The 25,202-nt window shown below is 34.7% G+C and carries 23 protein-coding genes and 1 tRNA gene; 16 read left to right on the forward strand and 8 right to left on the reverse strand.

What is annotated here, in order from left to right:
• Positions 1-27: 27 nt before the first annotated feature.
• The 7 genes from HMPREF3031_RS12395 to yhaM all read left to right on the forward strand — a co-directional run bounded on the left by HMPREF3031_RS12395 (position 28) and on the right by yhaM (position 9,233).
• The gene (locus HMPREF3031_RS12395; protein WP_070725002.1) at positions 28-1,302 is read left to right on the forward strand and encodes a dicarboxylate/amino acid:cation symporter; all 1,275 of its coding nucleotides are present in this window, start codon (positions 28-30) and stop codon (positions 1,300-1,302) included.
• A gap of 408 nt (positions 1,303-1,710) precedes the next feature.
• Entirely contained in the window at positions 1,711-2,175 is a 465-nt protein-coding gene (locus tag HMPREF3031_RS12400; RefSeq protein ID WP_002481289.1) for an XRE family transcriptional regulator XdrA, read from the forward strand.
• Between the two features lie 197 nt (positions 2,176-2,372).
• A complete protein-coding gene (locus HMPREF3031_RS12405; RefSeq protein ID WP_002481288.1) occupies positions 2,373-3,503 on the forward strand; it encodes a DUF445 domain-containing protein in 1,131 nt (376 codons plus the stop codon).
• A 131-nt stretch (positions 3,504-3,634) separates the two neighbouring features.
• Complete coding sequence (locus HMPREF3031_RS12410; RefSeq protein ID WP_002481287.1) at positions 3,635-3,988, forward strand: YlbF/YmcA family competence regulator; 354 nt, start codon at positions 3,635-3,637, stop codon at positions 3,986-3,988.
• A gap of 183 nt (positions 3,989-4,171) precedes the next feature.
• A complete protein-coding gene (locus HMPREF3031_RS12415) occupies positions 4,172-5,362 on the forward strand; it encodes a metallophosphoesterase family protein (RefSeq protein WP_002481286.1) in 1,191 nt (396 codons plus the stop codon).
• Positions 5,359-8,295, forward strand: coding sequence for an AAA family ATPase (locus HMPREF3031_RS12420; RefSeq protein WP_002481285.1), 2,937 nt, complete (start codon positions 5,359-5,361; stop codon positions 8,293-8,295). Before HMPREF3031_RS12415 ends, HMPREF3031_RS12420 begins: the two co-directional genes overlap by 4 nt.
• Positions 8,292-9,233, forward strand: coding sequence for a 3'-5' exoribonuclease YhaM (gene yhaM, locus HMPREF3031_RS12425; protein ID WP_070725005.1), 942 nt, complete (start codon positions 8,292-8,294; stop codon positions 9,231-9,233). Before HMPREF3031_RS12420 ends, yhaM begins: the two co-directional genes overlap by 4 nt.
• A 67-nt stretch (positions 9,234-9,300) precedes the next feature.
• Here the strand turns inward: yhaM and HMPREF3031_RS12430 are convergent, their stop codons facing one another.
• From HMPREF3031_RS12430 to HMPREF3031_RS12445, 4 genes are all read right to left on the reverse strand, one after another.
• A complete protein-coding gene (locus HMPREF3031_RS12430; RefSeq protein WP_002481283.1) occupies positions 9,301-10,260 on the reverse strand; it encodes a peptidylprolyl isomerase PrsA in 960 nt (319 codons plus the stop codon).
• Positions 10,261-10,418: 158 nt separating this feature from the next.
• A complete protein-coding gene (locus HMPREF3031_RS12435; RefSeq protein WP_002481282.1) occupies positions 10,419-10,985 on the reverse strand; it encodes a DUF3267 domain-containing protein in 567 nt (188 codons plus the stop codon).
• 252 nt (positions 10,986-11,237) lie between these two features.
• Positions 11,238-11,708, reverse strand: coding sequence for a YtxH domain-containing protein (locus tag HMPREF3031_RS12440; RefSeq protein WP_002481281.1), 471 nt, complete (start codon positions 11,706-11,708; stop codon positions 11,238-11,240).
• A 67-nt stretch (positions 11,709-11,775) separates the two neighbouring features.
• Positions 11,776-12,201, reverse strand: a complete 426-nt coding sequence (locus HMPREF3031_RS12445; protein WP_002481280.1) for an HIT family protein — start codon at positions 12,199-12,201, stop codon at positions 11,776-11,778.
• 136 nt (positions 12,202-12,337) lie between these two features.
• Between HMPREF3031_RS12445 and HMPREF3031_RS12450 the strand changes: the two genes are divergently transcribed.
• Both HMPREF3031_RS12450 and HMPREF3031_RS12455 read left to right on the forward strand, forming a co-directional pair.
• Positions 12,338-13,075 (forward strand): ABC transporter ATP-binding protein EcsA, encoded by a 738-nt coding sequence (locus tag HMPREF3031_RS12450; RefSeq protein ID WP_002481279.1) that lies wholly within the window; start codon positions 12,338-12,340, stop codon positions 13,073-13,075.
• Entirely contained in the window at positions 13,072-14,298 is a 1,227-nt protein-coding gene (locus tag HMPREF3031_RS12455) for an ABC transporter permease EcsB (protein ID WP_002481278.1), read from the forward strand. Before HMPREF3031_RS12450 ends, HMPREF3031_RS12455 begins: the two co-directional genes overlap by 4 nt.
• Positions 14,299-14,374: 76 nt before the next feature.
• Here HMPREF3031_RS12455 and HMPREF3031_RS12460 read toward each other — a convergent pair whose 3' ends face one another.
• Positions 14,375-14,878 (reverse strand): hypothetical protein, encoded by a 504-nt coding sequence (locus HMPREF3031_RS12460; RefSeq protein WP_002481277.1) that lies wholly within the window; start codon positions 14,876-14,878, stop codon positions 14,375-14,377.
• 333 nt (positions 14,879-15,211) lie between these two features.
• Between HMPREF3031_RS12460 and hemE the strand changes: the two genes are divergently transcribed.
• From hemE to HMPREF3031_RS12480, 4 genes are all read left to right on the forward strand, one after another.
• Positions 15,212-16,252: a uroporphyrinogen decarboxylase gene (hemE, locus tag HMPREF3031_RS12465; RefSeq protein ID WP_002481276.1), complete on the forward strand. Its 1,041-nt coding sequence runs from the start codon at positions 15,212-15,214 to the stop codon at positions 16,250-16,252.
• Positions 16,253-16,289: 37 nt separating this feature from the next.
• Positions 16,290-17,246: a ferrochelatase gene (gene hemH, locus HMPREF3031_RS12470; RefSeq protein WP_002481275.1), complete on the forward strand. Its 957-nt coding sequence runs from the start codon at positions 16,290-16,292 to the stop codon at positions 17,244-17,246.
• Positions 17,239-18,636: a protoporphyrinogen oxidase gene (gene hemY, locus HMPREF3031_RS12475; protein WP_002481274.1), complete on the forward strand. Its 1,398-nt coding sequence runs from the start codon at positions 17,239-17,241 to the stop codon at positions 18,634-18,636. The genes hemH and hemY overlap by 8 nt, the downstream gene beginning before the upstream one ends.
• A gap of 272 nt (positions 18,637-18,908) precedes the next feature.
• A complete protein-coding gene (locus HMPREF3031_RS12480; RefSeq protein WP_002481273.1) occupies positions 18,909-19,466 on the forward strand; it encodes an RBBP9/YdeN family alpha/beta hydrolase in 558 nt (185 codons plus the stop codon).
• A gap of 63 nt (positions 19,467-19,529) precedes the next feature.
• On the opposite strand, the gene nadA is transcribed toward HMPREF3031_RS12480, so the two are convergent.
• From nadA to HMPREF3031_RS12495, 3 genes are read right to left on the reverse strand one after another with little or no spacing between them, the layout of a single operon-like run.
• Positions 19,530-20,630, reverse strand: coding sequence for a quinolinate synthase NadA (gene nadA / locus HMPREF3031_RS12485; protein ID WP_002481272.1), 1,101 nt, complete (start codon positions 20,628-20,630; stop codon positions 19,530-19,532).
• Complete coding sequence (nadC, locus tag HMPREF3031_RS12490; protein WP_002481271.1) at positions 20,631-21,464, reverse strand: carboxylating nicotinate-nucleotide diphosphorylase; 834 nt, start codon at positions 21,462-21,464, stop codon at positions 20,631-20,633. It lies immediately after the preceding gene.
• Positions 21,415-22,989 carry an L-aspartate oxidase gene (locus tag HMPREF3031_RS12495; protein WP_002481270.1) on the reverse strand — a complete coding sequence of 525 codons (1,575 nt, stop codon included), beginning with the start codon at positions 22,987-22,989 and terminating at the stop codon, positions 21,415-21,417. The genes nadC and HMPREF3031_RS12495 overlap by 50 nt, the downstream gene beginning before the upstream one ends.
• 103 nt (positions 22,990-23,092) lie before the next feature.
• Here HMPREF3031_RS12495 and HMPREF3031_RS12500 point away from each other — a divergent pair, with 103 nt between their 5' ends.
• From HMPREF3031_RS12500 to HMPREF3031_RS12510, 3 genes are all read left to right on the forward strand, one after another.
• Complete coding sequence (locus tag HMPREF3031_RS12500) at positions 23,093-24,211, forward strand: cysteine desulfurase family protein (protein WP_002481269.1); 1,119 nt, start codon at positions 23,093-23,095, stop codon at positions 24,209-24,211.
• The gene (locus HMPREF3031_RS12505; RefSeq protein ID WP_002481268.1) at positions 24,183-24,716 is read left to right on the forward strand and encodes a transcription repressor NadR; all 534 of its coding nucleotides are present in this window, start codon (positions 24,183-24,185) and stop codon (positions 24,714-24,716) included. Before HMPREF3031_RS12500 ends, HMPREF3031_RS12505 begins: the two co-directional genes overlap by 29 nt.
• A gap of 411 nt (positions 24,717-25,127) precedes the next feature.
• A tRNA-Met gene (locus HMPREF3031_RS12510) sits at positions 25,128-25,201 on the forward strand.
• Position 25,202: the final 1 nt, after the last annotated feature.

Genomic DNA, 25,202 nt, shown 5'->3' on the forward strand with positions numbered 1-25,202 from the left:
AGAACTATACAAAGGGGGATGAGACATATGAAGAGTAAAAAGTTAACAATGAACATTGTCATTGCACTTGTAGCAGGGATTATTATCGGATCCATTTGCGACATTTATGTAGACACAAGTTTAGTAAAAGGGGTAGACCAATATTTCTTTAACACAGTAGGTCAAATATTTCTAAACTTAATCTTTATGCTCGTAGTACCAGTCGTATTTGTATCGATTGTATTAGGGGTAGTTGGTGTCGGTGATCCGAAATTATTAGGCGGTATCGGCTTAAAAACACTAGTGTTTTTCTTATGTACGACAGCGATTGCGATTACAATTGCGATTGTATTGGCATTAGTGGTAAAACCAGGTGCAGGCCATTCAGACTTAATGAAAAGTACCGAGGTAGCTTCATATCAAAAAACGTTAGATAAACAAAGTGAAGGGGCAGAAGCACCGGCAAATCAAACTTTTGATCAAACTTTAATCAATCTGTTTCCAAAAAATCCAATTGAATCGATGACTCAAGGTAATATGTTGCAAGTGATTACGTTTTCGATTTTCATTGGGATCGGGATGATGGTATTAGGTGATAAAGCTTTAGTCGTCCGACAGTTTTTTGAACAATTTAACGAGATACTGATGTATATTATTTCAATGATTATGCGTGTGTTTGCGCCGATTGGAACGTTCTGTTTAGTAGCACATGCATTTACAGGAGCTGGACTTGGTGCAATCAAACAACTAGGTTTATACTTCATTGTTGTATTAGCTGCTTTAATTCTACATTTCTTCTTAATTTATGGCGGTACAATCAAATTTATCGCTAAAGACAGCCCAATCAAATTCTTTAAAGGATTTATTCCAGCGATTACGATTGGTTTCGGCGGTTCAAGTTCTAATGCGGCACTGCCAGTTTCAATGGAATGTACCAAGAAAATGGGGGTACGACCAGCTATTGCGTCGTTTGTACAACCGCTTGGTGCAACTATCAATATGGATGGTACGGCTATCATGCAGGGGGTTGCAACCGTCTTTATCGCACAAATTTCAGGTGCGCAACTAACAATCTTACAAATTTTAACAGTGATTGTGATTGCGGTCATTGCAAGTATCGGTACAGCAGGGGTGCCAGGTGTAGGGTTAATTATGTTAGCAATGGTACTTACAGCTGTTGATTTAAATCCTGCCGCAATTGGTATTATTATTGGTATTGACCGACTCTTAGACATGACACGTACAGCTGTAAATATTACAGGGGATGCAGCATGTGCGTTTATGATTTCTAAGCAAGAAGATAGAAAAGCAATCAGTTCATAGTATATGACAGGGGATTGAGATGTTCTAGCAACGTCTCGGTCTTTTTTTTATTTTGTGAAAATATGACTTAACTGTGAAAAGAATATTTCTACTTTAAGGTAAAATTAACTTAAAATGTAAAAATCACTTGAAATATCGCAAATTTTCGCCATAATAGAATAAGGGTATAAAACCACCAGATCAAGCGTAACCAATTCCGTTAAAATGTAAGGAATTGGCAAATATATAACTTATGACGTGTTTGATTATTTAGACAATTTCGGCTTTATCAAAATACGTCATAAAAGCAAAATTCGCTCTTTTAATTTTTCGCATTTTGTATTAAGATGTAATTTGTGTTTCAAGAATTGTGTATTATTGCAATTTCTTGCGTACGGAAAGATTACACAATAGAAAGGTAGAGTAATAATGGACAGACAAAGTTTTACAGATTTAATTCAAACTAAGTTCAAGATGGTGAGAATAGAAGCGGGCTACACTCAAGATACGATGGCTCAAACAATCGGACTATCAAAGAAAACACTCGTACAAATTGAGAAAGAACGCGTTTTACCAAATTGGACTACATGTGTTTCAATTTGCGCTTTATTCAGAGACTCTGATGTCTTAAATAGTACTTTTGGATGTGACCCCCTTGAAATCGTCCAAACAATTTCTAGAAATCACTGTGCATATCCTAAACATGCCACAACAAGTGATATCTACTGGAATACATTAGATTCTAAAAATGGATTTATCCTGCAAAGTAATAAAGTCAGTGAAATCTACCGTGTATTAAATCAAAACAAACAACCTATATTTGGTACTTCTAAATTAAGAGAAGCTGAAACATATTTCGGAAGAATCTCTAAAGATGAATTAGTACATGCTTAATTCAATACGATAAATAAGTGATAACAGAATCTCTAATAGAGGTTGATACACTTTTTATCCCATGTATGACTTTACTTAAAAGATTGATGGCGTTATTCCATCAATCTTTTTTTGCGTTTAGAAACATCTGAATTGTGAATGTAAAGAGATATATTGTAATATTAAACCTACGAGTGATTGAAAAGGAGATAAAAATTATGCACGCATTTTTCGTCATATTATTTATGATTGTAATTGGCGCAATTATTGGCGGTGTTACGAATATCATTGCAATTAAAATGTTATTCCATCCGCAAAAAGCTTATCATATCGGAAAGTGGCGTATTCCATTTACACCTGGATTAGTACCTAAACGTAGAGAAGAAATCGCGAATAAAATTGGTCGCGTTATTGAAGAACATTTAATTACTGAAGCACTGATTAAAGAAAAAATCAGTTCAGCGAGTGCAAGACAAGCAATTGAAGGATTTATTTCACAGCAAATCAATAAACTAAGCAGTGATCGTGCAACTTTGCAAAACTTTGCGCACTCATTAGATATAGATTTTGAAACAGCAGCGCAGCAAAAGGTTCAGCAACTGATTGAAGATAAGTTGCAACAATACTATCAAGAACATGGTCAATCCGAATTGCGCACTTTAATACCTGAAGCATTGGAAGCGGAGATAGATGAGAAAGTCGAAAGTTTAACACCATTACTGTGTGATCGTGCACGCATCTATTTGTCTTCTCAAAAAGGGGAACAAGATATCTATAATATGTTAGATACTTTCTTTGAGGAGAAAGGTAAAATTGTCGGCTTGCTTGAAATGTTTATGACAAGAGCAAGCATTGCTGAGCGTATTCAAGTGGAATTGATTCGTTTAACAAATCATCCGAAAGCACGTCAAATTGCAGCACAGTTGATTAGAAATGAATACCAAACATTAAAAGGTAAACACTTGAATCAAGTCTTATCACAAGCGCAATTTACAAATATCAAAGATAAAATGACTCCAATTATGATGGCGTATATCGATATCCCTCATAAAGCGAACCAACCAATTTCTGAATTAGCACCTGGCTTAGTACAGTATGCTCAAGCACATGCAGCAAGCTTTATTACCGATTTAATTGTAAATAAAGCAGCGGAGCATATTTCATCAATTATGAAACAAGTCAATTTAAGTGCGATTGTTGAAGAACAAATCAATTCATTCGACTTAGACTATATTGAACGTTTGATTATTGAAATTGCGAATAAGGAATTAAAATTAATCATGATGCTCGGATTCTTACTTGGAGGAATTATTGGTTGTTTCCAAGGTATTATTGCATTATTCGTTTAAAATGAATCGTGTTGGGAATGTGATTAGTGGCAGTTAATAAGAAATTGGGTAAATGTTTCGACACTGTTATATATTTATGTTATGTTTATTGACGACGTAGTAAAACAATAACTTATAGGAGTGAATTTGAAATGGCAGTAGATTTAAAAGAACAAGCACAAAAATTAGAAGAGGCTTTAAGAGAAAGCAATGAGTATCAAGCAATTAAAGATGCTTATGACAAAGTTAAAGCTAACGAAGAATCTAAAAAGTTATTCGATGAGTTCCGTGAAACACAATTGAAATTCCAACAAATGCAAATGCAAGGACAACAAATCGAAGAAGAAGACTTACAAAAAGCTCAAGAGCAAGCACAAGCAATTGAAAAAGACGAAAACATTGCTGAATTAATGCAAGCTGAACAACAAATGAGCCAAGTTTTCCAAGAAATCAACCAAATCATCGTAAAACCTTTAGATGAAGTTTACGCTGAAGGCGAACAATAATAATTAGACATTTTAACTGTCGGGTGACTTCACCCGGCAGTTTTTTCTTGTTTTTGTTATCTGTGTTCTTTAGACGCATAGCAGGCGACTATGGTAAAATAAGATGATACTTTGATTACAAATCAATTGAATTTACATAATTTATATAGAATTTGGATTATATGAAAAAGGAGCTTACTATATATGGTGAAATTTATTCATTGTGCAGATTTACACCTAGATAGCCCGTTTAAAACGCATAGCCATTTAAGTGAAAACATTTATGAAGATGTGAAAAAGAGTACGTATGAAAGTTTTAAGACACTTGTTAATTTCGCATTACAAGAAGAAGTTGATTTTATCGTCATAGCCGGTGATGTCTTTGATGACCATAACCGTACGTTAAGAGCTGAAGTATTTTTAAAAGAACAATTTGAACGCTTAAAGAAAGAGCAGATATTTGTGTATATGTGTCATGGAAATCATGATCCGCTATCAGATAGTGTTGTAACAGACTGGCCAGAAAATGTTTCAGTGTTTGATAAAAATGTTGAGACGTATCAAACCATTACAAAGAATGGTGAAAAGATTTTATTACATGGTTTCAGTTATCAAGATCATGCAAGTTACGAAAACAAATTAGATGAGTATCCTTCTAGCCAAGGAGAGAAAGGCCTGCATATTGGTGTACTGCATGGTACCTATAGCAAATCCTCTACGAAGCACCGTTATACTGAATTTCGATTAGAAGATTTAAACTCTAAACTTTATCATTATTGGGCACTCGGCCATATTCATGAACGTCAACAAATTAATGATATGCCACCGACGTACTATCCTGGTAATATACAAGGCCGTCATTTCAATGAAATGGGAGATAAAGGTTTTCTACTTGTAGAAGGGGACGAATTTAAATTAAATGTTGAATTTGTACCTTCACATTTTATTCGTTTTGATGAAATTAAAATTGAAACAAAACAAACAACAAAGCAAGGCATTTATGATGTGGTACAAAAATTTAAAAATCAAGTCAGAAAACAAGGTAAAGCTATCTATAGAGTTTATTTAGAGATTGATAGCGATGAGCCTGTGTCTTCTCAAGATTTAATGCAAGTAGAAGCAATGTTGAAAGAATACGAAGAAAATGAAAATAACTTCGTGTTTATTGAATCTTTAATTGTTTCTTATAAAGATGATGACACAAGACCACTTGAGCATGAATTTTCTCAAGAATTGAAAGCTGATGACGCAATTTTTACAAATGCGATGAGTGATCTTTACCTAAATCCTAAAGCAACTAAGTTTTTAGATAACTATGATGACTTTGATAAGGTAGAATTGATTAATCGTGCAGAAGCATTGCTTAAGTCAGGTTTAAGAGGTGAGCAATCATGAAGATTTTAGCATTAGATATTTATGGTTATGGTAAGTTCGTTGAAAGAACAATTAAATTTAATAAGTCATTAACACAAATATATGGTGAGAATGAAGCGGGTAAATCAACAATCCAAGCTTTTATTCATTCAATTTTATTCGGCTTTCCGACTAAAAGAGAAAACGAACCGCGCTTTGAACCGAGATTAGGTAACCAATATGGCGGCAAGCTTTATTTGAAGTTAGATGATGGACAAGAAATCCAAGTTGAACGTGTGAAAGGTGCAGCGCAAGGTGATGTTAAAGTCTATCTTGAAAATGGCGGTATCCGTGATGAAGAATGGCTGCAAAATAAATTAAATTATATCGACAAGAATACATATAAAGGCATTTATTCTTTCGATGTTTTAGGTTTACAAAATATCAATCGCAATATGGATGAGAAACAACTTCAAGAATACTTGTTGCAAGCAGGTGCTTTAGGATCCACACAATTTACAACCATGAGAGAACAATTAGAAGCACAAAAAGCAGCGTTATATAAACGTTCAGGGAAGAATCCTGTCATTAATCAGCAATTAGAGCAATTAAACGATTTACAAAACCAAATCAGAGCGCATGAAAGCGAATTGGAATCTTATCATAGTCTGATTGATGAAAGAGATAAAGCTGAACGGCGTTTAGATCATCTTCAACAAAACTTGATGCAATTATCTAAGATGCATGAAGCGAAACAAAAAGAATTAGCATTATTAGATCAAGCGCAAGAATGGAAAGCACTAGAGCATGAATTGAACATCGAACCGCTAGACTTCCCAGAACAAGGGATTGAGCGATATGAAGCATCTAAAGCACGTAGAGATCAGTTGAAGAAAGATATCAGCCTACGCCAAGAAAAATTAACGCAGTTACAACAAGAAAATGAACAAATTGATGTCCCAAAACAATCTGATATCGATGCGTTAAATAATATTGCTAAACAAGAAAATGACATTAAACAAAAAGAAACACAACTACAAGCTCTGAATAAAGAGATTGAAGATAAATCAAGAGAAATCGAAGGTCTTAAATCTAATATTGGTTGGCAAGAAGATCACGATAATATAGATACTTCTGAAAGTATGAAAAGCTTCGTCAGCAAGCAAATTGCGAAGAAACAAGATCAAGCCGCATACATGACTCAATTAGAACGTACTTTAGAAGAACAACAAATAGAACAAGCAAACAACGAAGAAGAAAAGCAACAAGTTGAAGATGCGCTCGTTTCTGATGAAGTATTTGAGAAGAAAAAAGAATATAATCAAAAGTCCATTGAGTTAAATGAAAAGAAAAATCTTTATCAAAAAATGAAAGAAGCTTTTGATTCAGAACAGGCTGAACGAAACCGTAAACAAAAAACAACAAGAATTATCTTTATTGTATTAGCAATTGTCAGTGCTGGTTTAGCAGTCTTCTCATTTGCGACGCAAGCACTTTTATTTGCGATTATCTTCGCTGTTGCTGCGGTAGGCTTTATAGTAGGTGCGATTTTATTCAAGTCATCAGAAATCGGTCATAGTGAAACATTCTCTAATGAAATTTCACAATTAGAACAAGAGAATGCAGCACTCGAAGATAAATATGACTTAGACTTTGATTTAGATGATCAAGCTCGCTTGAGAAATCAACATCATAGTGTAGATAAATCTATCGGTATTTTGAATTCTAAAATTGAGTTGACTGAAGATAAGTTAGCAGAAGCACAACAAAATCATGAACGTTTTGACCAAAATATTCAGGAAGTCAAAGCTGATTTACATGTTTCAGAAAAAATGTCAGATGATTTATTGATTGACGGTATTAAAACAATCGAACGTATTCAATCGTTAAAACAACGTGTTTCTGAATTACAAGAACAACATTCTGCATTGAAATCAGAAGTTGATGCGTTCTATGATCATGCGCAAGCAGTGACAAAAAATCAAATCAGTGATTTTAAATCAGCTGCACTCTTCCATGATACAAATCGTTGGTTGAAACAAGCAGAAGAAAATCAAACAAGATGGAATCGCAATGATGAAGACATTCAACTTTTAACTAATGAACTGAAACAGTTGAATGAGCGTTTAGATGAACATAATCAATCTATTAACAGCTTATTTGATTTTGTGAAAGTTGGGGATGAGGAAGCATATTATCGTTACCATCATCGTTATGTGACTTACAAAGATAATCACAGTAGATATCAAGATCTTAATAAATATTTAGAAAATCAAAATATGATGTACGATGAAGCATCTGATTTAAGTGATAAAACAAAAGTACAGTTAGAAGAAGAAAATAACAGATTAGCTTCACAAGTTGATGAATATAATGATAAGTATCTTACGTTACAATCAGAAGTCAGCGATTTAACTGCACAAATCAAACATATGGAAACTGATGATACATTAACGCAATTACGTCATCGTTACTATATGCTTAGAAATCAAATGAATGAAAATGCGAAAGATTGGGCAAGCCTCAGCTATTTACAAGCGTTAGTAGATGCACATATCAAACAAATTAAAGATAAGCGTTTACCACAAGTCATTGATGAAGCTACTGAAATCTTTAAACAATTGACGCATGATAATTATACGCAAGTCACATATGAAAATGAGGATGTCAGAGTTAAACATCGTAATGGTCAAATGTATCAGCCAAATGAAATCAGTCAATCAACGAAAGAAGCGCTATACATTGCCTTGCGTTTAAGTTTAATCAAAATTTTGAAACCTTATTATTCAATGCCAATCATTATCGATGATGCCTTCGTTCATTTTGACAAGCATCGTAAAGGTGCTATGATAGACTACTTGAAATCTTTATCAGCAGAATATCAAATTTTATACTTTACATGTTCAAAAGATAATAATATTCCTGCTAAACAAACAGTTATTTTAGAAAAACTAGAAGAAGGAGGCAAAAAATGAGAAATGTAGAAAAGCTTCAACCTGGAGATTCGGTAGATCATTTTTTCTTAATCCATCGAGCTGCTCAGGGTGTTACTGCGCAAGGCAAAGACTATATGACTTTGTATTTACAAGATAAAAGCGGTGAAATTGAAGCTAAAGTATGGACAGTAACAAAGCAAGATATGGAAGTCCTAAAACCAGAAACAATCATTCATGCTAAAGGCGATGTGATTAATTATCGTGGCCGTAAACAAATGAAAGTAAATCAGTTTAAATTAGCAGAACCTGCTGATGGATTATCAGCTAAAGACTTCATTGATGGTGCGCCGTTAACCCCAGATCAAATCAAAGAACAAATTGATTACTTTTTATTGGAAATTGAGAATAGTAAACTTCAACGTCTAACAAGGCATATGTTGAAAAAACATCATGACACGTTTTATGTCTTTCCAGCTGCAAGTTCCTTTCATCATAACTTTGCGAGCGGTTTAAGTTATCATGTTTTAACGATGCTGAAGATAGCTAAAAGTTTATGCGATATCTATCCGATGTTAAATAAAAGTTTGTTATATAGTGGCGTGATTTTACATGATATCGGTAAAGTTAAAGAGTTAAGCGGACCGGTTGCAACGTCATATACGGTTGAAGGTAACTTATTAGGCCATATCTCTATCGCAAGTGAAGAAGTGACAAAAGCTGCAGAAGAGTTAGGTATTGAAGGTGAAGAAGTGATGTTGCTAAAACATATGATTTTATCACATCATGGTAAACTAGAATATGGTTCACCTAAATTACCGATGCTGAAAGAAGCAGAAATTCTAACGTACATCGATAATATCGATGCTAGAATGAATATCTTTGAGAAAGCTTTCAAGAAAGCAAGAAAAGGGCAGTTCACTGAACGTTTATTTGCAATGGAAAACAGACAATTTTATAATCCAGAGAGTTTAGATTAATCTATCTCTTAACAATAAAAAGCTGAATTCCGAGTGGAATTCAGCTTTATTTTAGCTTTAAGACTTATTAAGGCGTTTGCATACCTTCGCCGCCTTGAGACTGTTGTTTAAGTTTGTCAGGGTTCAAGATAGAGTCTTCGACTGCTTTTTTAATATCTCTATCTTTGAAATCAACGTTAAATTCTTTTAGTAAGTCTTTGTAAGCCTCTACTAAAATCTTAGGATCTTTTTGAACTTTATTTTGGATGATTTGTGATTTCAACTTATCTTTTTCTGATGAGAAATCAGTTGGTTGATCTGCTTTGATGATGTGATAACCATAATCTGATTTAACGACATCTGAGATTTCGCCATCTTTCAATTTGAATAGTGCTTTATCAAATGGTTTTACCATTTGGCCTTTAATAACATAATCTAAGCTGCCGTCTTTTTTAGCACTTGCTTCATCCATAGATTCTTTTTTAGCGATTTCTCCGAATTTATCAGGATTTTTCTTCACTTCTTTTTGGATTTTCTCTGCTTTAGCTTTCGCTTCTTTATCACTTAAACCTTCTTTATCTTTATCATCAGATTTCACTTTGATTAAGATATGAGAAGCTTTTTTAGTGTCTTCTTTAAGCTCTTTATCAGAAACTTTAACTTTATCCATTAACATTTGTTTTTGGTAAGCTTGCAATTTCTTTTGTTCCTTATAGTCTTTAAGTGTCATACCTTGTTGTTTTAGAGCACTTTCAAATTGGTCTTTACCGCCATATTGTTTTTGCTCATCTTTGATTTGTTTATCAATTTCTTTATCATCAACTTTGTCAGCATATTTTTTCTCTAGTAATTTACCTAACAAAATTTCAAAAGAACTATTAGCGATTTGTTCTTTACCGATTTTTTTCATGACATCTTCTACTTTAACATCTCCAGCTTTAGAAGATATTAAGACGTTTTCTTTAGAATCTGTGGCATGATTCCCGCATGCACTTAATAGCACAGCACTCGCTGTAATTGGAATCATAACTTTTTTTAATGATTTCATAACGCAGTCTCCTTTTTCAAAATATAACAATGTTAATATACCATAATATGAATCTGATACAAATTCATTACTGTTGTCTTCAGACTAAAGTATTAAAAATGACATAAATAAAAGCACCTTAAACATAAAATAACATGTTCAAGGTGCTGCTTGTATCATTAATTAAAATGTGTGTCTAACGGCATATCATATTTATTTAAGATATTAAAACCTGTGCAATGTTCTTCAATATATCTGCCTTCATTTGAGAATAAGATTAATTTTAAATACATAAAGTCCATCACTGAGAAACCAGCGTTTAGTGACAGTAGGAACATGAAATAATGACCGTACTGCGGCATTAATGTTGCCATATAAATACTTGCTGCAGTAATCACGATAACTGGTGCAATTAAGCATAAGCAGAATAAATATTTATTCACTGGCGTACTGACATATAAGTTATATAAGGGTATCCATGGTCGCTTAGTAAGACGTTTCTTTTTAAAGTGTTTGTAGTAGGGTGCTAAAACAATTAAATGAATGAGTTTATGAATTGGATAAAGTAATAACACCGCTATTAGAAACACGAAAAAGTACCGGTCTGTGATCTCTTTATTGGATAAAAATATCAATACTTCATAGCTGATTAAAAATGTGATAATAGTTGTGACAACAGCGATAAAAAAGATACGGGGTAAGCCAAATCTTGTATTAATGTCAATTTGACGTGAGCATAAAAACATCACGATACCTCCTCGCATTATTTATTTGTTTTTTCGTTTATTTTGGGATATTTTTTCTAAGTTCTTATCAATACTTAGGTATTATCTATCTTTCTAATGAAAGAGTCAAGTATTAATTATGAGGAAATTTCAGGCTAATTAAGTGGCATGTTTAGAAGAGGGGAGAATGCTGTAATATCGCATGTTCAAGAAGTTTAAAATTTAAAAGAAAAGACCAGGACAACACGATGTTGTTCTGATCTTAAATACTCATTATTCAGCTTCAGTGTCCACTTGTTTCTTTTTAGGTTCCACTGCAGCTGTTTGATTTTGTTGTACCGTTTCACGCTGGTCTTTACCAACAGGTTGTTGTTTTGGTGTGTACGGTGTGATGTTTTTCTTATCAGGGCTTTTCGTAATGCCTTGCACCGTTTCACCGATAACTTCACCGCGTTTTTGGATATCTTGAATATTTTCTTGAATATGATTGATATTTGGTTGAATATCTTTCATAAAGTCGCTAATCAAAGTTTTAACTTCATCGACGATAGTTTTAACTTCTTGCGTACCGTCTTTGATTTGATTAACATAGCTTGAAATATTAGATGATTGTTGTTTAATTGCTTTTGTACTGTCGTCAAATTCAGTTTGGCCAGCTTTAGAACTGTTTTTATTAAAAGCAGTTACAGCAAGACCAGCAGCAGTACCAGCAACTAATCCACCTAAAATGCGAATTACTTTCATAGGTTAGTCTCCTTATTAAATGATGTTGAGTTTAGATATAGTATGTTATTACCCGAAAATTAGGTAATCATTCAAAATGTGCTTGAATCTCTTTTGCAATTTTAGCTTTTGCTTCATCGCCTAATTCTTCTTCGTGTGTAATCCATTTATAACCGAAGCCATCCACATCATTTTCGTATCTTGGTAAGAAGTGGAAATGTAAGTGGAATACAGATTGGTCTGCAAATTCACCATTGTTTTGAATGATGTTTAAGCCGTCTGGATTAAATGCTTTTTTAATTGCGTTGGCAATTTTAGGCATTGCTGCACCGATATGCTGCATTGTTTCTGGATCAGTTTCGAAAATGTTTGGTGAAGCTTTCTTAGGTACAAGCAAAGTGTGACCTTTCGTTACTTGCGAAATATCTAAGAATGCATAGACATAATCATCTTCATAAACTTTATAACTTGGGATTTCACCATCAATGATTTTGCTGAAAATTGTTTCTGACATCACAATTCACTCCTTAAAAGGTTTACTTAAAGTACATTATAGCATTACCCGCCTTTAAACGTCATGTCACGAATGATTTCTCTATGAGTTAATACATGCTTTTTGGTACAATAAAGAACAGTTGGAGGTTATGAATATGACTGTTAAAGTAGAACATCTCACAGGTGGTTATGGTAAAAAACCTGTGATTCAAGATATTAGTTTTGAATTAAAAAATGGTGAAATTGTAGGCTTGATCGGCCTTAACGGTGCAGGGAAAAGTACGACAATCAAGCACATGCTCGGATTGTTAACACCTGCTGCAGGTGAACTTTCTATTTCAGGTACTAACATCAAAGAAGATATTGAGACCTATAGACATAAATTATCGTATATTCCTGAAGCACCGGTCATATATGAAGAATTAACATTACAAGAACATATTGATATGACTGCAATGGCTTATGGCATCGATAAACAAACTGCAATGGATCGTGCCATGCCGTTATTAAAAACATTTCGTTTAGAAAAAGAACTCCAAGTTTTTCCAAGTCATTTTTCTAAAGGGATGAAACAGAAGGTCATGATAATTTGCGCCTTTATCGTCAACCCTGAACTTTATATCATTGACGAGCCATTTCTTGGTTTAGATCCATTAGGTATACAATCCATGTTGGATTTAATGGTAGAGAAGAAGAATGAAGGGCGTACTGTGTTGATGAGTACACATATATTAGCAACAGCTGAGCGTTATTGTGATCGCTTCATCATCCTTGATGAAGGACGTATTGTTGCTTTTGGTAATTTAGATGAACTTAGAGCACAAACAGGTTTACATGATAAAACATTAGATGAAATTTATATTCATGTGACGCAAGGTGGTCAAAACATATGACAGACCATCGCGCCATAGAATTATTTAACCAAAGAAGAACAGCAATCAGTAAAGAAAAAGCCTACTATAATAAATTTATTTTTAATGGGCACTTTTCAGTATTTCTATTGATTTTATTCGGTGCGTTTATATTAGGCTACGGTAACTGGCTTAAACATATTCCATCTGGCATACCATATGCATTATTAGCAAGTATCGCTGTTGCTGTAATTTCGATCTTTCCTTTACGCACTTTGTTTAAAGAGGCGGATCGTTTGTTCCTATTACCATTTGAACGGCATATGCGCAGCTACTTGAACTATAGTATTATTTATAGTTATTTAAATAGAATAGCTTTGCAAGTGGTTGTATTAATTGTACTCTTTCCATTATTCAGTAGACTTGAAGCGGGCAATCTGCTTTACTACGCATTATTTGCGGTTGCCGCTTTAATTTATCCATATCTCGGCTTAATTGCCAAATTAGAGTGGATGCAGGCAAAAAGGCCTTTATGGATTATGCAAGTCCTGCAATGGCTGCTCTTTGCAATCACATACGTTTTAATTTTAGGTGCACATCAATGGTTTGGTTTGTTACTTGTTATTGTATTTATCGCATGGATTATTGTACTAAAGAAAAATAATGCAAAACGCTTATTGCCATGGGAAGCGCTGATTGCGATTGAACAGCAACATCACATGAATTACTATAAATTCGTCAATATGTTCACTGATGTAAAACACTTGCGCTCAGCGGCAGTACGTCGTCGTTATTTGGATTTCTTATTGCCGAGACCGCGTTCAAATCAATATAACGCAAAGCATATGTATTTATTTCTATTTAAACGTAGCTTCTTAAGAGGTAAAGATGCATTCAATATCATTTTACGATTAGTTATTATTGCACTTGTGTTAATGATTTGGCTTTCGAATCAATGGATTTCATTAATTGTAGGCGGACTGTTTATGTATATAATTTTACTGCAAACAGCACAGTTCTATACACAACAAGCTTATGGGTTATGGCCGCAAGTTTGGCCTGTACCTGAAGAAAGAGTAATTCAAGGCTATGGTCAGTTTCTATATCATATTATGTTTGGTATCGGTGTAATATTAGCGTTAACATACGCTATCCTTTTCCCGCCACAATTTTATATGGCATTAGTATTCTTTGTGGTGGGTTGGTTGACAATCAGAAATATTATCAAGAAATTGAAATACCAAGAAGCCTTATTAAAAGACTAATTCTAAATATATAAAAACAACGTCTCATTAGCAATTTAAGCTAATGGACGTTGTTTTGTTTTTTAGATACTTTTGCTTAATCTTTATCCACCGGATAGAGGAAACGTTCAAAATAACTTGAATGTTGGCCGCTAGAACCGAAGAATTGAGATAACGCTGTTTTAGAGAAGTTATCTTGATAAACTTGAGAAGATTTGAAATCTTCAAAGTTACTACGCTCAGCAAAACCAAAGTAGATTTTGTAAGTTGTTCCTTTAATTGGTTTTAAGAAACGGTAACATTTGAATCCAGGGAATTTATCCAAGTTTAAAGATAATGATGTTAAACGTTTTTCTAATTGATACATATGATTTTCTGAAGTTGGGATAAAGACAACTGCATAGAAACATTCTTCTTCAAGTTCATTAATGCTTGAAAGTACTTCATATTTAAGTGGTTCTTTTAAAGCAGTTGGTTGTTCAGTTTCTTCAAAAATCACTGATGAATCATTTGTTGAGAATAAAAATAAGTTATGCTCTGGGTTGTTTAATCGAATTTGGTTAAGGTATCCGAATGTACCATAGGATGCATATAATTTCATGGCACGTTCCTCCTTTTTTGTATTATTCTACAAAGAATAAAAATAAGTTTCTAGCAATTAAAAATACTAGTAGTCTCATTATATAGTATTAGTAGGGCAATTTGATATAGAAATGATGAAAATGTTTCAGATTTTGAAAACGGAACCAATGAGGATTTTAACAAATTATGTCATAATGTAATATGTTGCAACAAAAGAAGGTAAGCACGTAGAAAAAGTTTACACGATTGTGATTTGCTATGTCTTTTTTATGACATTTACATCCAACAAAATACGTGTATTCTACGGATATGCTAGAATAGATTAGAATGATTATAATTTTGGGAGGATACTGTGGTGCATCAAAAAAATAATACAATTTTAAAGATGATTAAGGGAGAAGAGGTTGAACACACTCCATTATGGTTTATGCGACAAGCAGGTCGTTCTCAACCTGAATATCGTGCCTTAAAAGAGAAATATTCGTTATTTGAAATTACACACCAACCTGAATTGTGTGCCTATGTTACACATTTACCAGTAGATCACTATCAAACTGACGCAGCAATTTTATATAAAGATATCATGACACCATTAAAACCGATTGGTGTAGATGTAGAGATTAAATCTGGTATCGGTCCTGTGATTGAGAATACAATCAAAACGATTCAAGATGTAGAAAAGCTAGGACAAATTGATCCAAAACGCGATGTACCTTACGTGTTAGATACGATTAAGCTCTTGACGGAAGAAAAATTGAATGTGCCTTTAATTGGTTTTGTCGGCGCACCATTTACTTTAGCAAGTTATATGATTGAAGGTGGACCTTCTAAAAATTATCACTTCACTAAAGCTATGATGTATCGTGATGAGGCAACATGGTTTGCGTTAATGAATCATTTAGTAGATATGTCTATCACGTATGCGAATGCACAAATCGAAGCGGGTGCAGAGTTGATTCAAATCTTTGATTCGTGGATTGGCGCATTAAATGCCCCTGATTTCAGATATTACATTAAGCCGCATATGGAACGCTTAATTAAAGGGATTAAAGCAGAACATGATGTGCCGGTTATCTTATTCGGTGTGAATGCTACACATTTAATTGAAGAATGGAATTCACTTCCGATTGATGTATTAGGTATTGATTGGCGTACAACAATCAAAGATACTGCTGATGCAGGGGTTAAAAAAACAATTCAAGGCAACTTAGATCCTTCATTGTTATTGGCACCATGGGAAGTGATTCAACCGCGCTTAGATGAAATCTTAGATCAAGGAATGGCTTACGGCAAACACATTTTCAACTTAGGACACGGGGTATTCCCAGAAGTGAAACCAGAAACGTTGAAGAAAATTGCTGATTATGTCCATGAATATACAAAACGAAAATAATTTAAATGCAAAATGAACGGTAAAGGAAGGGTTTAATATGACTCGAACTATTGGACTACTCGTGATGGCGTATGGTACGCCTTATCAAGAAAGTGATATAGAGCCGTACTACACAGATATTCGTCACGGTAAAAAACCGACACCAGAAGAAGTTCAAAATTTAAAAGATCGCTATGAATTTATAGGTGGGATGTCTCCATTAGCTAGAATTACAGATGAACAAGCGGAGGCATTAAAAGATAGATTGAACTTAATGTATGAAGAACAAGATATTGAGTTTAAAGTCTATGTCGGTTTAAAACATATTCATCCATTTATTGAAGATGCAGTTGAACGTATGCATCAAGATGGTATTACAGAAGCGATTACGATTGTCTTAGCGCCGCATTTCTCTAATTTCTCTGTAGGTTCATATAACAAACGTGCAGCGAAAGCGGCACAAACACATGGTATTAAATTGACGCATGTGAACAGCTTCTATCAACAACCAAAATTTATTCAATACTGGGTGAAACAAATTAATCAAACACTTTCAGACATACCTGAAGCAGAACATGATCGTACTGTTTTGGTGGTTTCAGCACACAGTTTACCTGAGAAGATGATATTAGAATCAAATGATCCATATCCAGAGCAATTAAAAGACAACACAAGATTATTAGAAGAACTATCAAATATTCAACACACAGCAAGAGGATGGCAGTCTGAAGGTAATACAGGCACACCATGGCTCGGACCGGATGTACAAGATTTAACAAGAAGTTTAAAAGCTGAATATGGCTATGAACATTTTATTTATACGCCAGTTGGTTTTGTTTGTGATCATTTAGAAGTCCTTTATGATAATGATTATGAATGTAAAGTGGTATGTGACGAAGTAGGCGCAACTTATCATCGTCCACCGATGCCAAATACACATCCGCTCTTTATCGGTGCTATGGCAGATGAAGTTTATTATGTTTTAACAACGAAAGAAGAGGATGCAAATGAGTAAGAACATCGCAGTCATCGGCGGAGGGATTACAGGGCTTTCCGCAGCATATTATTTAAAAAAAGAACATCCTGAATATGATGTCACAATAATTGAAGCTACAAATCGTACGGGTGGTAAAATTCAAACGTATCGTAAAGATGGTTTCACGATTGAATTAGGTCCAGAATCTTATTTGGGTCGCAAAACAATTATGACTGATCTTGCGACAGAAGTGGGCTTAGGTGATGAATTGATTACCAACCAAACAGGACAATCTTATATCTATGCACGTAACCGTTTATATCCGATACCTGGTGGTTCTATCATGGGTATACCGACAGATTTAAAACCTTTTATGACAACACAATTAATCTCATTAAAAGGTAAATTACGTGCCGCTATGGATTTAACTAAGAAACCTATTGAAATGGATGGAGATATTTCTGTAGGAGATTTCTTCAGACAACGTTTAGGCGATGAAGTATTGGAAAATCTGATTGAACCTTTAATGGGTGGTATTTATGGTACGGATATCGATAAATTAAGCTTAATGAGTACGTTTCCTAACTTTAAAGAAAGAGAAGAGGAGTTCGGCAGTTTGATCAAAGGTATGCGCCATGAGAAGTTATTAAGACAACGAAAAAAACAATTGTATCCTGGTGCACCTAAAGGGCAATTTAAGCAATTCAGACATGGTTTATCTTCTTTTATCGAAGCGTTAACGCATGCAGTGATTGAGCAAGGTACAACGATCCAATATCAAACTAAAGTAGAAGATATCATTGGTTTCCAAAAAGGATATAACGTTGTTTATAACGGCGAAAAACACTTTTATGACGGCGTCTTAGTAACAGTACCACATCAAACATTTATGCAATGGTTCTCAGAAGATCCAGCATTAGATTACTTTAAAACAATGGAAAGTACTTCTGTAGCGACGGTTGTTTTAGCATTTGATGAAAAAGATGTGGTCAATACGTATGATGGTACTGGCTTTGTGATTGCGAGAACTTCTAATACTCGTATTACCGCTTGTACATGGACCAGCAAAAAATGGCCGTTTACAACACCAGAAGGTAAAGTCTTGTTACGTGCTTATGTCGGAAAACCTGGTGATAACATTTTAGAAGAAATGGATGATGAACAGATTGTTGCGACAGTACGTCGTGATTTAAGTCAAATGATGGATATTAAAGGCGATCCGGAATTTTCAATCGTTCATCGTATGCCAAAAAGCATGCCACAGTATCATGTAGGTCATATTCAACAAGTGCGACGTATTCAAGATCATATCAAACATACGTATCCGCATTTACGTATTACAGGTGCAGCATTTGAAGCGGTCGGTTTACCTGATTGTATTCAACAAGGTAAAGATGCCGCAGAATCTTTAGCAGAAGTTGTACAATAAATGTTTTGACATGTCGAATTGTAATGAAAAAGATTGACCTTTTTATCAAATAGGATTAATCTTATAATTGAAGACGATGAGATAATATGATGGATTTTATATTATAGGTATGAGAAATACACAAGAGAAAGATGACCTGAACCTAAGTTTTAATGACGATTGTAAATCGCTAAATATCTTTTGATGAGCACAGAAGATAGGAGACGGTTTTCAATACATTTAAACTGATATTTCAGGTCATTTTCTTTTTGAAAGAGTAAGAGGTGAAGAACATGACTAATATTGTTTTAATTCATGCTCAAGGTGCTGACGCCCACTCAAATTGGTATGAATGGTTAGAACAATCATTAAGACTAGAAGGATATCATTCAGATATCGTTAATATCCAACATGACTTACCAGTCAATATGGAAGAATGGTTAAAGCAGTTAAATGAGCAAATTGAAATTTCACAATATGAAACATATTTCGTAACACATGGCTTCGGTACGCTTGCGGGGCTGAAATATTTAGAACAACATCCAGATATTCGTATTGAAGGGTTCTTCAGTATTGCAGGGTTTGGTCCGAATGCTGAAGGTGTAAATCCTGATTTACATGTTCCGGATGTTACATTAGACATTGAAGACTTAAAATCACGTATTGACTATTTCTATGGTATCGCATCTAAAAATGATTCGAATGTTCCATATCAAGATACAGAGCGTTTAGTTCAAGCTTTTGATGGTGATATGAAGGTTATTGATGAAGCGGGTCATTTTACGACTGAGGATGGTTATGATACTTTCCTCGCATTAAAGAATAATATGATTAAACGCATGGCTAATTAAATCATTGATAAAAAAGGTCTCTCTGACGTATTTACTCGTTCAGAGAGACCTTTTCATTTTATATTAAGTAATGCTTAACATACGATCTAAGCTTTCTTTCGCATATTTTGCTGTTTCAGCATCAACTTTGATGATGTTATCACGGTTGCCATCTAAAATTTTATCTAAACACCAAGCTAGGTGAGGAAGGTCAATACGGTTCATAGTCAAACATGAACACATTAATGGGTTTAATGAATCAATCGTGATGTCTGTGTAAGTATCTTTTAAACGATTCACTAAATTCATTTCAGTTCCGATTAACCAACGAGAACCTTTTGGTGCGTTTTTGATAGTTTCAATAATGTAGCGTGTTGAGCCTGCATAATCAGCAGCTTGTACCACTTCGAATTCACATTCAGGGTGTACAATCACATTGATTTCAGGATCACGTTCACGTGCTAAATCGATATGTGCTTTATGGAATTTCTCATGTACAGAACAATGACCTTTCCATAAAACAATACGTAAATCTTCAAGTTTGCCTTCATAAACAAGTTCTTTAGCAATTGGATCCCATACTGCCATTTGTTCAAGTGGAATGCCTAAATCATATGCTGTATTACGTCCTAAGTGTTGGTCAGGTAAGAATAAAATAACTTTACCTTGTTTCAATGCCCAATCCACTACTGATTTTGCGTTACCGCTAGTTACACATGAACCACCGTGTTCGCCAACGAACTTTTTAATCGCTGCAGTAGAATTGACATAAGTTAATGGCAAGATATCTAAGTTGAATTCTTGTGTTAAAACATCATAGCCATGTAAAGCTTGTGTGATATTTGCCATGTCTGCCATAGAACAACCAGCAGATAAATCTGGTAGATAAATGTCTTGGTGGTCGTCTGTTAAGATGTCTGCTGTTTCTGCCATAAAGTGTACACCGTTAAATACGAAGTATTCAGCAGCAGTATTTTCTTTACAGATACGAGCAAGTTCTAATGAATCACCCGTAATATCGGCAAATTGAACGACCTCATCTTTTTGATAATGATGTGTCGGCATGAATAAGCGATCACCTAATTCATCTTTAATAGATTGAATATGTTGTTCTAACTCCTCAGTTGACATTTTAAGATACTTTTCAGGAATTTCCTTTGATACAGATAACATTGGGTTAAACATTTAAATCACAACCTTTGCAGAAATATCGAGCGCGTTTTGCGCATAAAATAGAGCACCCATTGAAATGAAATCTACGCCAGTTTCAGCGTACGCAACGACATTTGTTTCGTTAATATTACCAGAAGCTTCAGTTTGAATATGTTGAGGAACTGCTTTAAGATGTTCAGCAATCCATTCTGGTGTTTGGTTATCAAACATAATGATGTCTACATCTTGATTGATTGCTGTGTTAAGCATCTCTTCATTTTCAATTTCTACTTCAATTTTATCCATTGGACCTACAACTTTTTTAGCGTTTTGAATCGCAATTTCCATTGATTCAGAGAAAGCGATATGGTTATCTTTCAACATCAATCCATCATTTAAAGAACGACGATGGTTCAAACCACCTCCAACAGTCACCGCAAATTTCTCAAAGATACCTAAGCCTGGTGTTGTTTTTCTTGTATCAACAATGCGCGTAGAAGTATGCGCAATTTTTTCTGCGATACGATGTGTTTGTGTGGCAATACCTGACATACGTTGAATTAAGTTCAGAACAATACGTTCCATAGTAAGTAATACGTAAACAGGACCTGTAATTTCAGCGATGATATCACCAGGTTTGACTGTCTCACCATCTTTGATTTTTTGGTCGATATCGATGTGACTCTTTAATAACTTGAATCCTTCTTTGATAATAGTTTCGCCGCAAAAGATACCGTTATCTTTTGATTTTAAGTACATTGTACCTTGTTGTGTCTGATCAAAGATGTGTGTTGCTAAATCACCATATTGATTATCTTCAATGTAATATTGAGTGATTTTCTCTCTGACGAGTAGTGGATTTAACATGTTCCATGCCTCCTGAATTGATTTCAATAAGTTCAAATTGTAATTGCTTATCTTGATGTGGATAATCAAGTCTGTAATGTACGCCTCTTGATTCTTGACGAGCAAGCGCTGCTGTACAGACGATTTGTAGTAATTTGACAGTACAATAACGTTGCCATTTTGCTTTATCGACATATTCTGTTTCAGATGTTTCGAATAATGTCTGTTCAATTTCTTTCAAATAGTTTTGCATTTTAATTCCTTTACGTTCCACACCTAAAATGTCAAAACTTTTTTGTTGTAATTGTGCAGCTCTATCAGCTGAGATAGAAGGTATTTTAAATACTGGATTAAAATGACTATGACTGACAGGTTGTAAAGTTTGATTTAACTTCTCGGCACATAAAGCACCCATAACTAAACCTTCTAATAATGAATTACTGGCTAAGCGGTTGGCACCATGAAAGTTTGTACAAGCCGCTTCTCCAATCGCATACACGCCTTCAAGACTTGTTGTTCCATCAATCTCTGATTTAATACCGCCGACGGTATAGTGTGCGCCTGGTGTAACAGGGATATGTTGTTTGGCAATCGCTTCAGGATAATGTGCTTGAACAGCTTTGTAAATAGTAGGGAAACGCTCTGCAAAATTCGAAATCGCACTAATATCTAAAAAGACTTGGTGACCTTCTTGTTGTTGATGATAGATTGCACGACTAGTCACATCACGTGGAGCCAAGCTTTTCATCGGATGTATTTTATCCATAAACGGAATGTCTTGTTCATTGACTAGCACACCACCGTCACCTCTAACAGCTTCAGACACTAAACTATAGGCATGTTCAGGTTCACCTAATAAAGTAGGGTGGAATTGAATCATTTCCATACTTTCTAAAGCGATGTCATGACGTAATGCGACCACACATCCTGATGCAATGGTATGTGGTATATTAGAGTTAGTAGGGAAGAGGTTGTTAATACCTCCTGTTGCGAACACGACACTATCTGCTTCAATGATTTGTTGTTCGTCAGTACTATCTAAAACAAGTACGCCACAGACTTGATGTTCATGGTTATAAATTAAATCAATGACTTCTGTTGATTCCATTATGGATAAGTGTGGATGAGAAAGATGTTCTACCATATGTTGTGCGATATACTTACCAGTTTGATCACCGCCAGCATGCAAAATTCTTGCAGCTGAGTGTGCGCCTTCCATTGCGTAATCTAAATGATGTGTGACTGGGTTTGAATCGAATGGGACACCTTCATCTACGAGTGCTTGAATCAAAGGATAGCTTTTCGTAATGACTTCTTGGATTACATTAAAATCTCCCATTTCAGCTCCGGCTTCATAAGTATCTTGGCTATGGCTGATTGCTTCATCTTCTTCTCTTTTTGAAAAACATATGCCACCTTGGGCAAAATTACTGTTGTTTTCAGCAAGCTTGTCCTTAGTGATACAAATCACTTCGATATCATCTTGTAATTGACGAACAAACGAGAGTGCAGCAATTCCGCTCCCAACGACAATGACACGTTTCATGTTTACACCTCTATTTACATTAATATATACAATTATGTTAACATATATGTATGCAATGATTTTGTCATAAAAGTAAGATAATTGCAAGTGGGGGAGAAAAGATATGATTTATTTAGATAATGCAGCGACAACACAACCATCAAAAGAAGCGCTGGCAATATATAATGAAGCACAACAAACGTTGTTTTTTAATAGTGAGAGTTTACATGTCGGTGGAGAAATGGCAAGAGAAGCTTTGAATTCTAGCCGACACTATATTCAAAAACATTTCAATACGGATAAAGAAGTTTTATTCTCAACAAGTGGATCACATGCAAACCAAATCGCAATTGATATTTATTTATCACAAGCACAAGAAGGAAAGGTTTTAGTTTCGCCTTATGAGCATCCTTCTATTTATGCAGCATTAGAACCATATAAAAAACAATTTGAAATCGTAGAAATGCCTTTAACAAACGAAGGTACAATCGACTTAGCAGCTTTAGAAGCACTAGTAGATGATGAGACAGTATTGATTATTGCACAACATGTGAATTCTGAAATTGGTTATATTCTACCAGTGCATGAAATTGCTGAATTCGCACAAGCATACAATATTCCATTTCATGTGGATGGTGTACAAGCTGTACAAAAGATTGAAGATAAAGCGATTCAAGCTTTTACTTCATATGCGTTCTCTGGGCATAAATTTAAAGGTACTAAAGGTGTAGGGGCATTGTTGATTGAACACAAGTCAGTGCGACCTACAAATATACATTACTTCCATGAAGAAGGTACACGTAATGGTACGTTAGATGTGCCTGGCATCTTAGCAATGACAAGAGCTTTATCATTAGATGCGCATTATGAGCATTTAACAAAGCTCCATCAATATGCGACTGAACGTGCTTTAGCATCTGGTTTTAGTGTATTAAGAAGTGATAAACAAGCACCTCATATTATTGGATTGTTAACACCACAGTTTGAAGGTCAATATATTATGCAATCTTTATCCAGCCGTAATATATGTATCTCAACTGGTACAGCATGCGGTCATGGTTTATTATTGAGTGAGGGTTTAATTGAGAAGATTAAACAAACAGAACATGAAGCGGATCAATATGTACGTATTTCATTTTCAAGCAATTCAACATTAGGTGAAATTGACACATGTTTTAATGAAATAGATAAGATATTAGAAGGAGTGGCTGCCCATGAGTCAAGCGGATCAGCGACGAACTGAAATCGTTGAACTCTTACAAAGTTCGACACGACCCATTAAAGGTTCAGAACTGAGTGAACGTTTTGGTGTCTCGCGACAAATTATCGTGAAAGATATCTCACACTTAAAAACGAAAGAATATGCGATCAGTTCAACAAGCAAGGGTTACTTTATGGACATTGAACCTCAAGGAAAAAGCTGTAAACGTGTGGTAATGTGCCAACATGATTATGATGAGATGGAAGAAGAATTAAAACTTATCGTTGAAAATGGCGCAATGATTGATGATGTTTCTGTTGAGCATCCCGTATATGGCAGTATCCGTGCTGAATTGATGATTGAAACTGAAGAAGATATTCAAGCGTTTGTAGAAGAAATGACACGCTTTAAAGGGACAATGTTAGCGAAATTAACAGATGGTATTCATCTGCATACATTATCTGCAGACACTGAAAAGATCTTAGATAATGCGATAGATGATTTGAATCGAAATGGCTTTCTCGCAGAAAGCGAAGAAATGGTTTAAATATAAAATTAATAATCAGTAACTTAAAACTTGAAGCATGATTCGCGTTTTAAGTTGCTGAATTTTTATTAAGAGGGGATATAAAATAACGCAATATCTACTGTAACCTTAAAGAAATTTACAAAAGGAAAGCTTAAGCATCACTGATTTGTAAATAAAAAGAGACCATTTGCACTCTAAATATAAAAATTTATAACAATTATATATTTATTACACTTATTTCTAACGAAAACTGGTTGACGCAAGATAGGGAAGTCGATATACTAGGTATTGTCTTGAAAAAAGAGATAACAAATTCGAAACAACTTTAACGTTTTGAAAATAAAATTCACAAATTGTTAAAAAAGGTTTGACATTGGTTAACAAATTGTGATATGATGAATAGGTAAGTCGCAAGATTAATAATATTACCGCGGGATGGAGCAGTTCGGTAGCTCGTCGGGCTCATAACCCGAAGGTCGGTGGTTCAAATCCGCCTCCCGCAAT

This window comes from Staphylococcus sp. HMSC072B07, from assembly GCF_001815505.1.
Taxonomy (GTDB): Bacteria; Bacillota; Bacilli; order Staphylococcales; family Staphylococcaceae; genus Staphylococcus; species Staphylococcus simulans.

Bases quoted from the DNA above. Each gene is read 5' to 3' on its own strand.
- HMPREF3031_RS12395 (WP_070725002.1), top strand. From the start codon at position 28: ATGAAGAGTAAAAAGTTAACAATGAACATTGTCATTGCACTTGTAGCA.
- HMPREF3031_RS12400 (WP_002481289.1), top strand. From the start codon at position 1,711: ATGGACAGACAAAGTTTTACAGATTTAATTCAAACTAAGTTCAAGATG.
- HMPREF3031_RS12405 (WP_002481288.1), top strand. From the start codon at position 2,373: ATGCACGCATTTTTCGTCATATTATTTATGATTGTAATTGGCGCAATT.
- HMPREF3031_RS12410 (WP_002481287.1), top strand. From the start codon at position 3,635: ATGGCAGTAGATTTAAAAGAACAAGCACAAAAATTAGAAGAGGCTTTA.
- HMPREF3031_RS12415 (WP_002481286.1), top strand. From the start codon at position 4,172: ATGGTGAAATTTATTCATTGTGCAGATTTACACCTAGATAGCCCGTTT.
- HMPREF3031_RS12420 (WP_002481285.1), top strand. From the start codon at position 5,359: ATGAAGATTTTAGCATTAGATATTTATGGTTATGGTAAGTTCGTTGAA.
- yhaM (WP_070725005.1), top strand. From the start codon at position 8,292: ATGAGAAATGTAGAAAAGCTTCAACCTGGAGATTCGGTAGATCATTTT.
- HMPREF3031_RS12430 (WP_002481283.1), bottom strand. From the start codon at position 10,260: ATGAAATCATTAAAAAAAGTTATGATTCCAATTACAGCGAGTGCTGTG.
- HMPREF3031_RS12435 (WP_002481282.1), bottom strand. From the start codon at position 10,985: ATGTTTTTATGCTCACGTCAAATTGACATTAATACAAGATTTGGCTTA.
- HMPREF3031_RS12440 (WP_002481281.1), bottom strand. From the start codon at position 11,708: ATGAAAGTAATTCGCATTTTAGGTGGATTAGTTGCTGGTACTGCTGCT.
- HMPREF3031_RS12445 (WP_002481280.1), bottom strand. From the start codon at position 12,201: ATGTCAGAAACAATTTTCAGCAAAATCATTGATGGTGAAATCCCAAGT.
- HMPREF3031_RS12450 (WP_002481279.1), top strand. From the start codon at position 12,338: ATGACTGTTAAAGTAGAACATCTCACAGGTGGTTATGGTAAAAAACCT.
- HMPREF3031_RS12455 (WP_002481278.1), top strand. From the start codon at position 13,072: ATGACAGACCATCGCGCCATAGAATTATTTAACCAAAGAAGAACAGCA.
- HMPREF3031_RS12460 (WP_002481277.1), bottom strand. From the start codon at position 14,878: ATGAAATTATATGCATCCTATGGTACATTCGGATACCTTAACCAAATT.
- hemH (WP_002481275.1), top strand. From the start codon at position 16,290: ATGACTCGAACTATTGGACTACTCGTGATGGCGTATGGTACGCCTTAT.
- hemY (WP_002481274.1), top strand. From the start codon at position 17,239: ATGAGTAAGAACATCGCAGTCATCGGCGGAGGGATTACAGGGCTTTCC.
- HMPREF3031_RS12480 (WP_002481273.1), top strand. From the start codon at position 18,909: ATGACTAATATTGTTTTAATTCATGCTCAAGGTGCTGACGCCCACTCA.
- nadA (WP_002481272.1), bottom strand. From the start codon at position 20,630: ATGTTTAACCCAATGTTATCTGTATCAAAGGAAATTCCTGAAAAGTAT.
- nadC (WP_002481271.1), bottom strand. From the start codon at position 21,464: ATGTTAAATCCACTACTCGTCAGAGAGAAAATCACTCAATATTACATT.
- HMPREF3031_RS12495 (WP_002481270.1), bottom strand. From the start codon at position 22,989: ATGAAACGTGTCATTGTCGTTGGGAGCGGAATTGCTGCACTCTCGTTT.
- HMPREF3031_RS12500 (WP_002481269.1), top strand. From the start codon at position 23,093: ATGATTTATTTAGATAATGCAGCGACAACACAACCATCAAAAGAAGCG.
- HMPREF3031_RS12505 (WP_002481268.1), top strand. From the start codon at position 24,183: ATGAGTCAAGCGGATCAGCGACGAACTGAAATCGTTGAACTCTTACAA.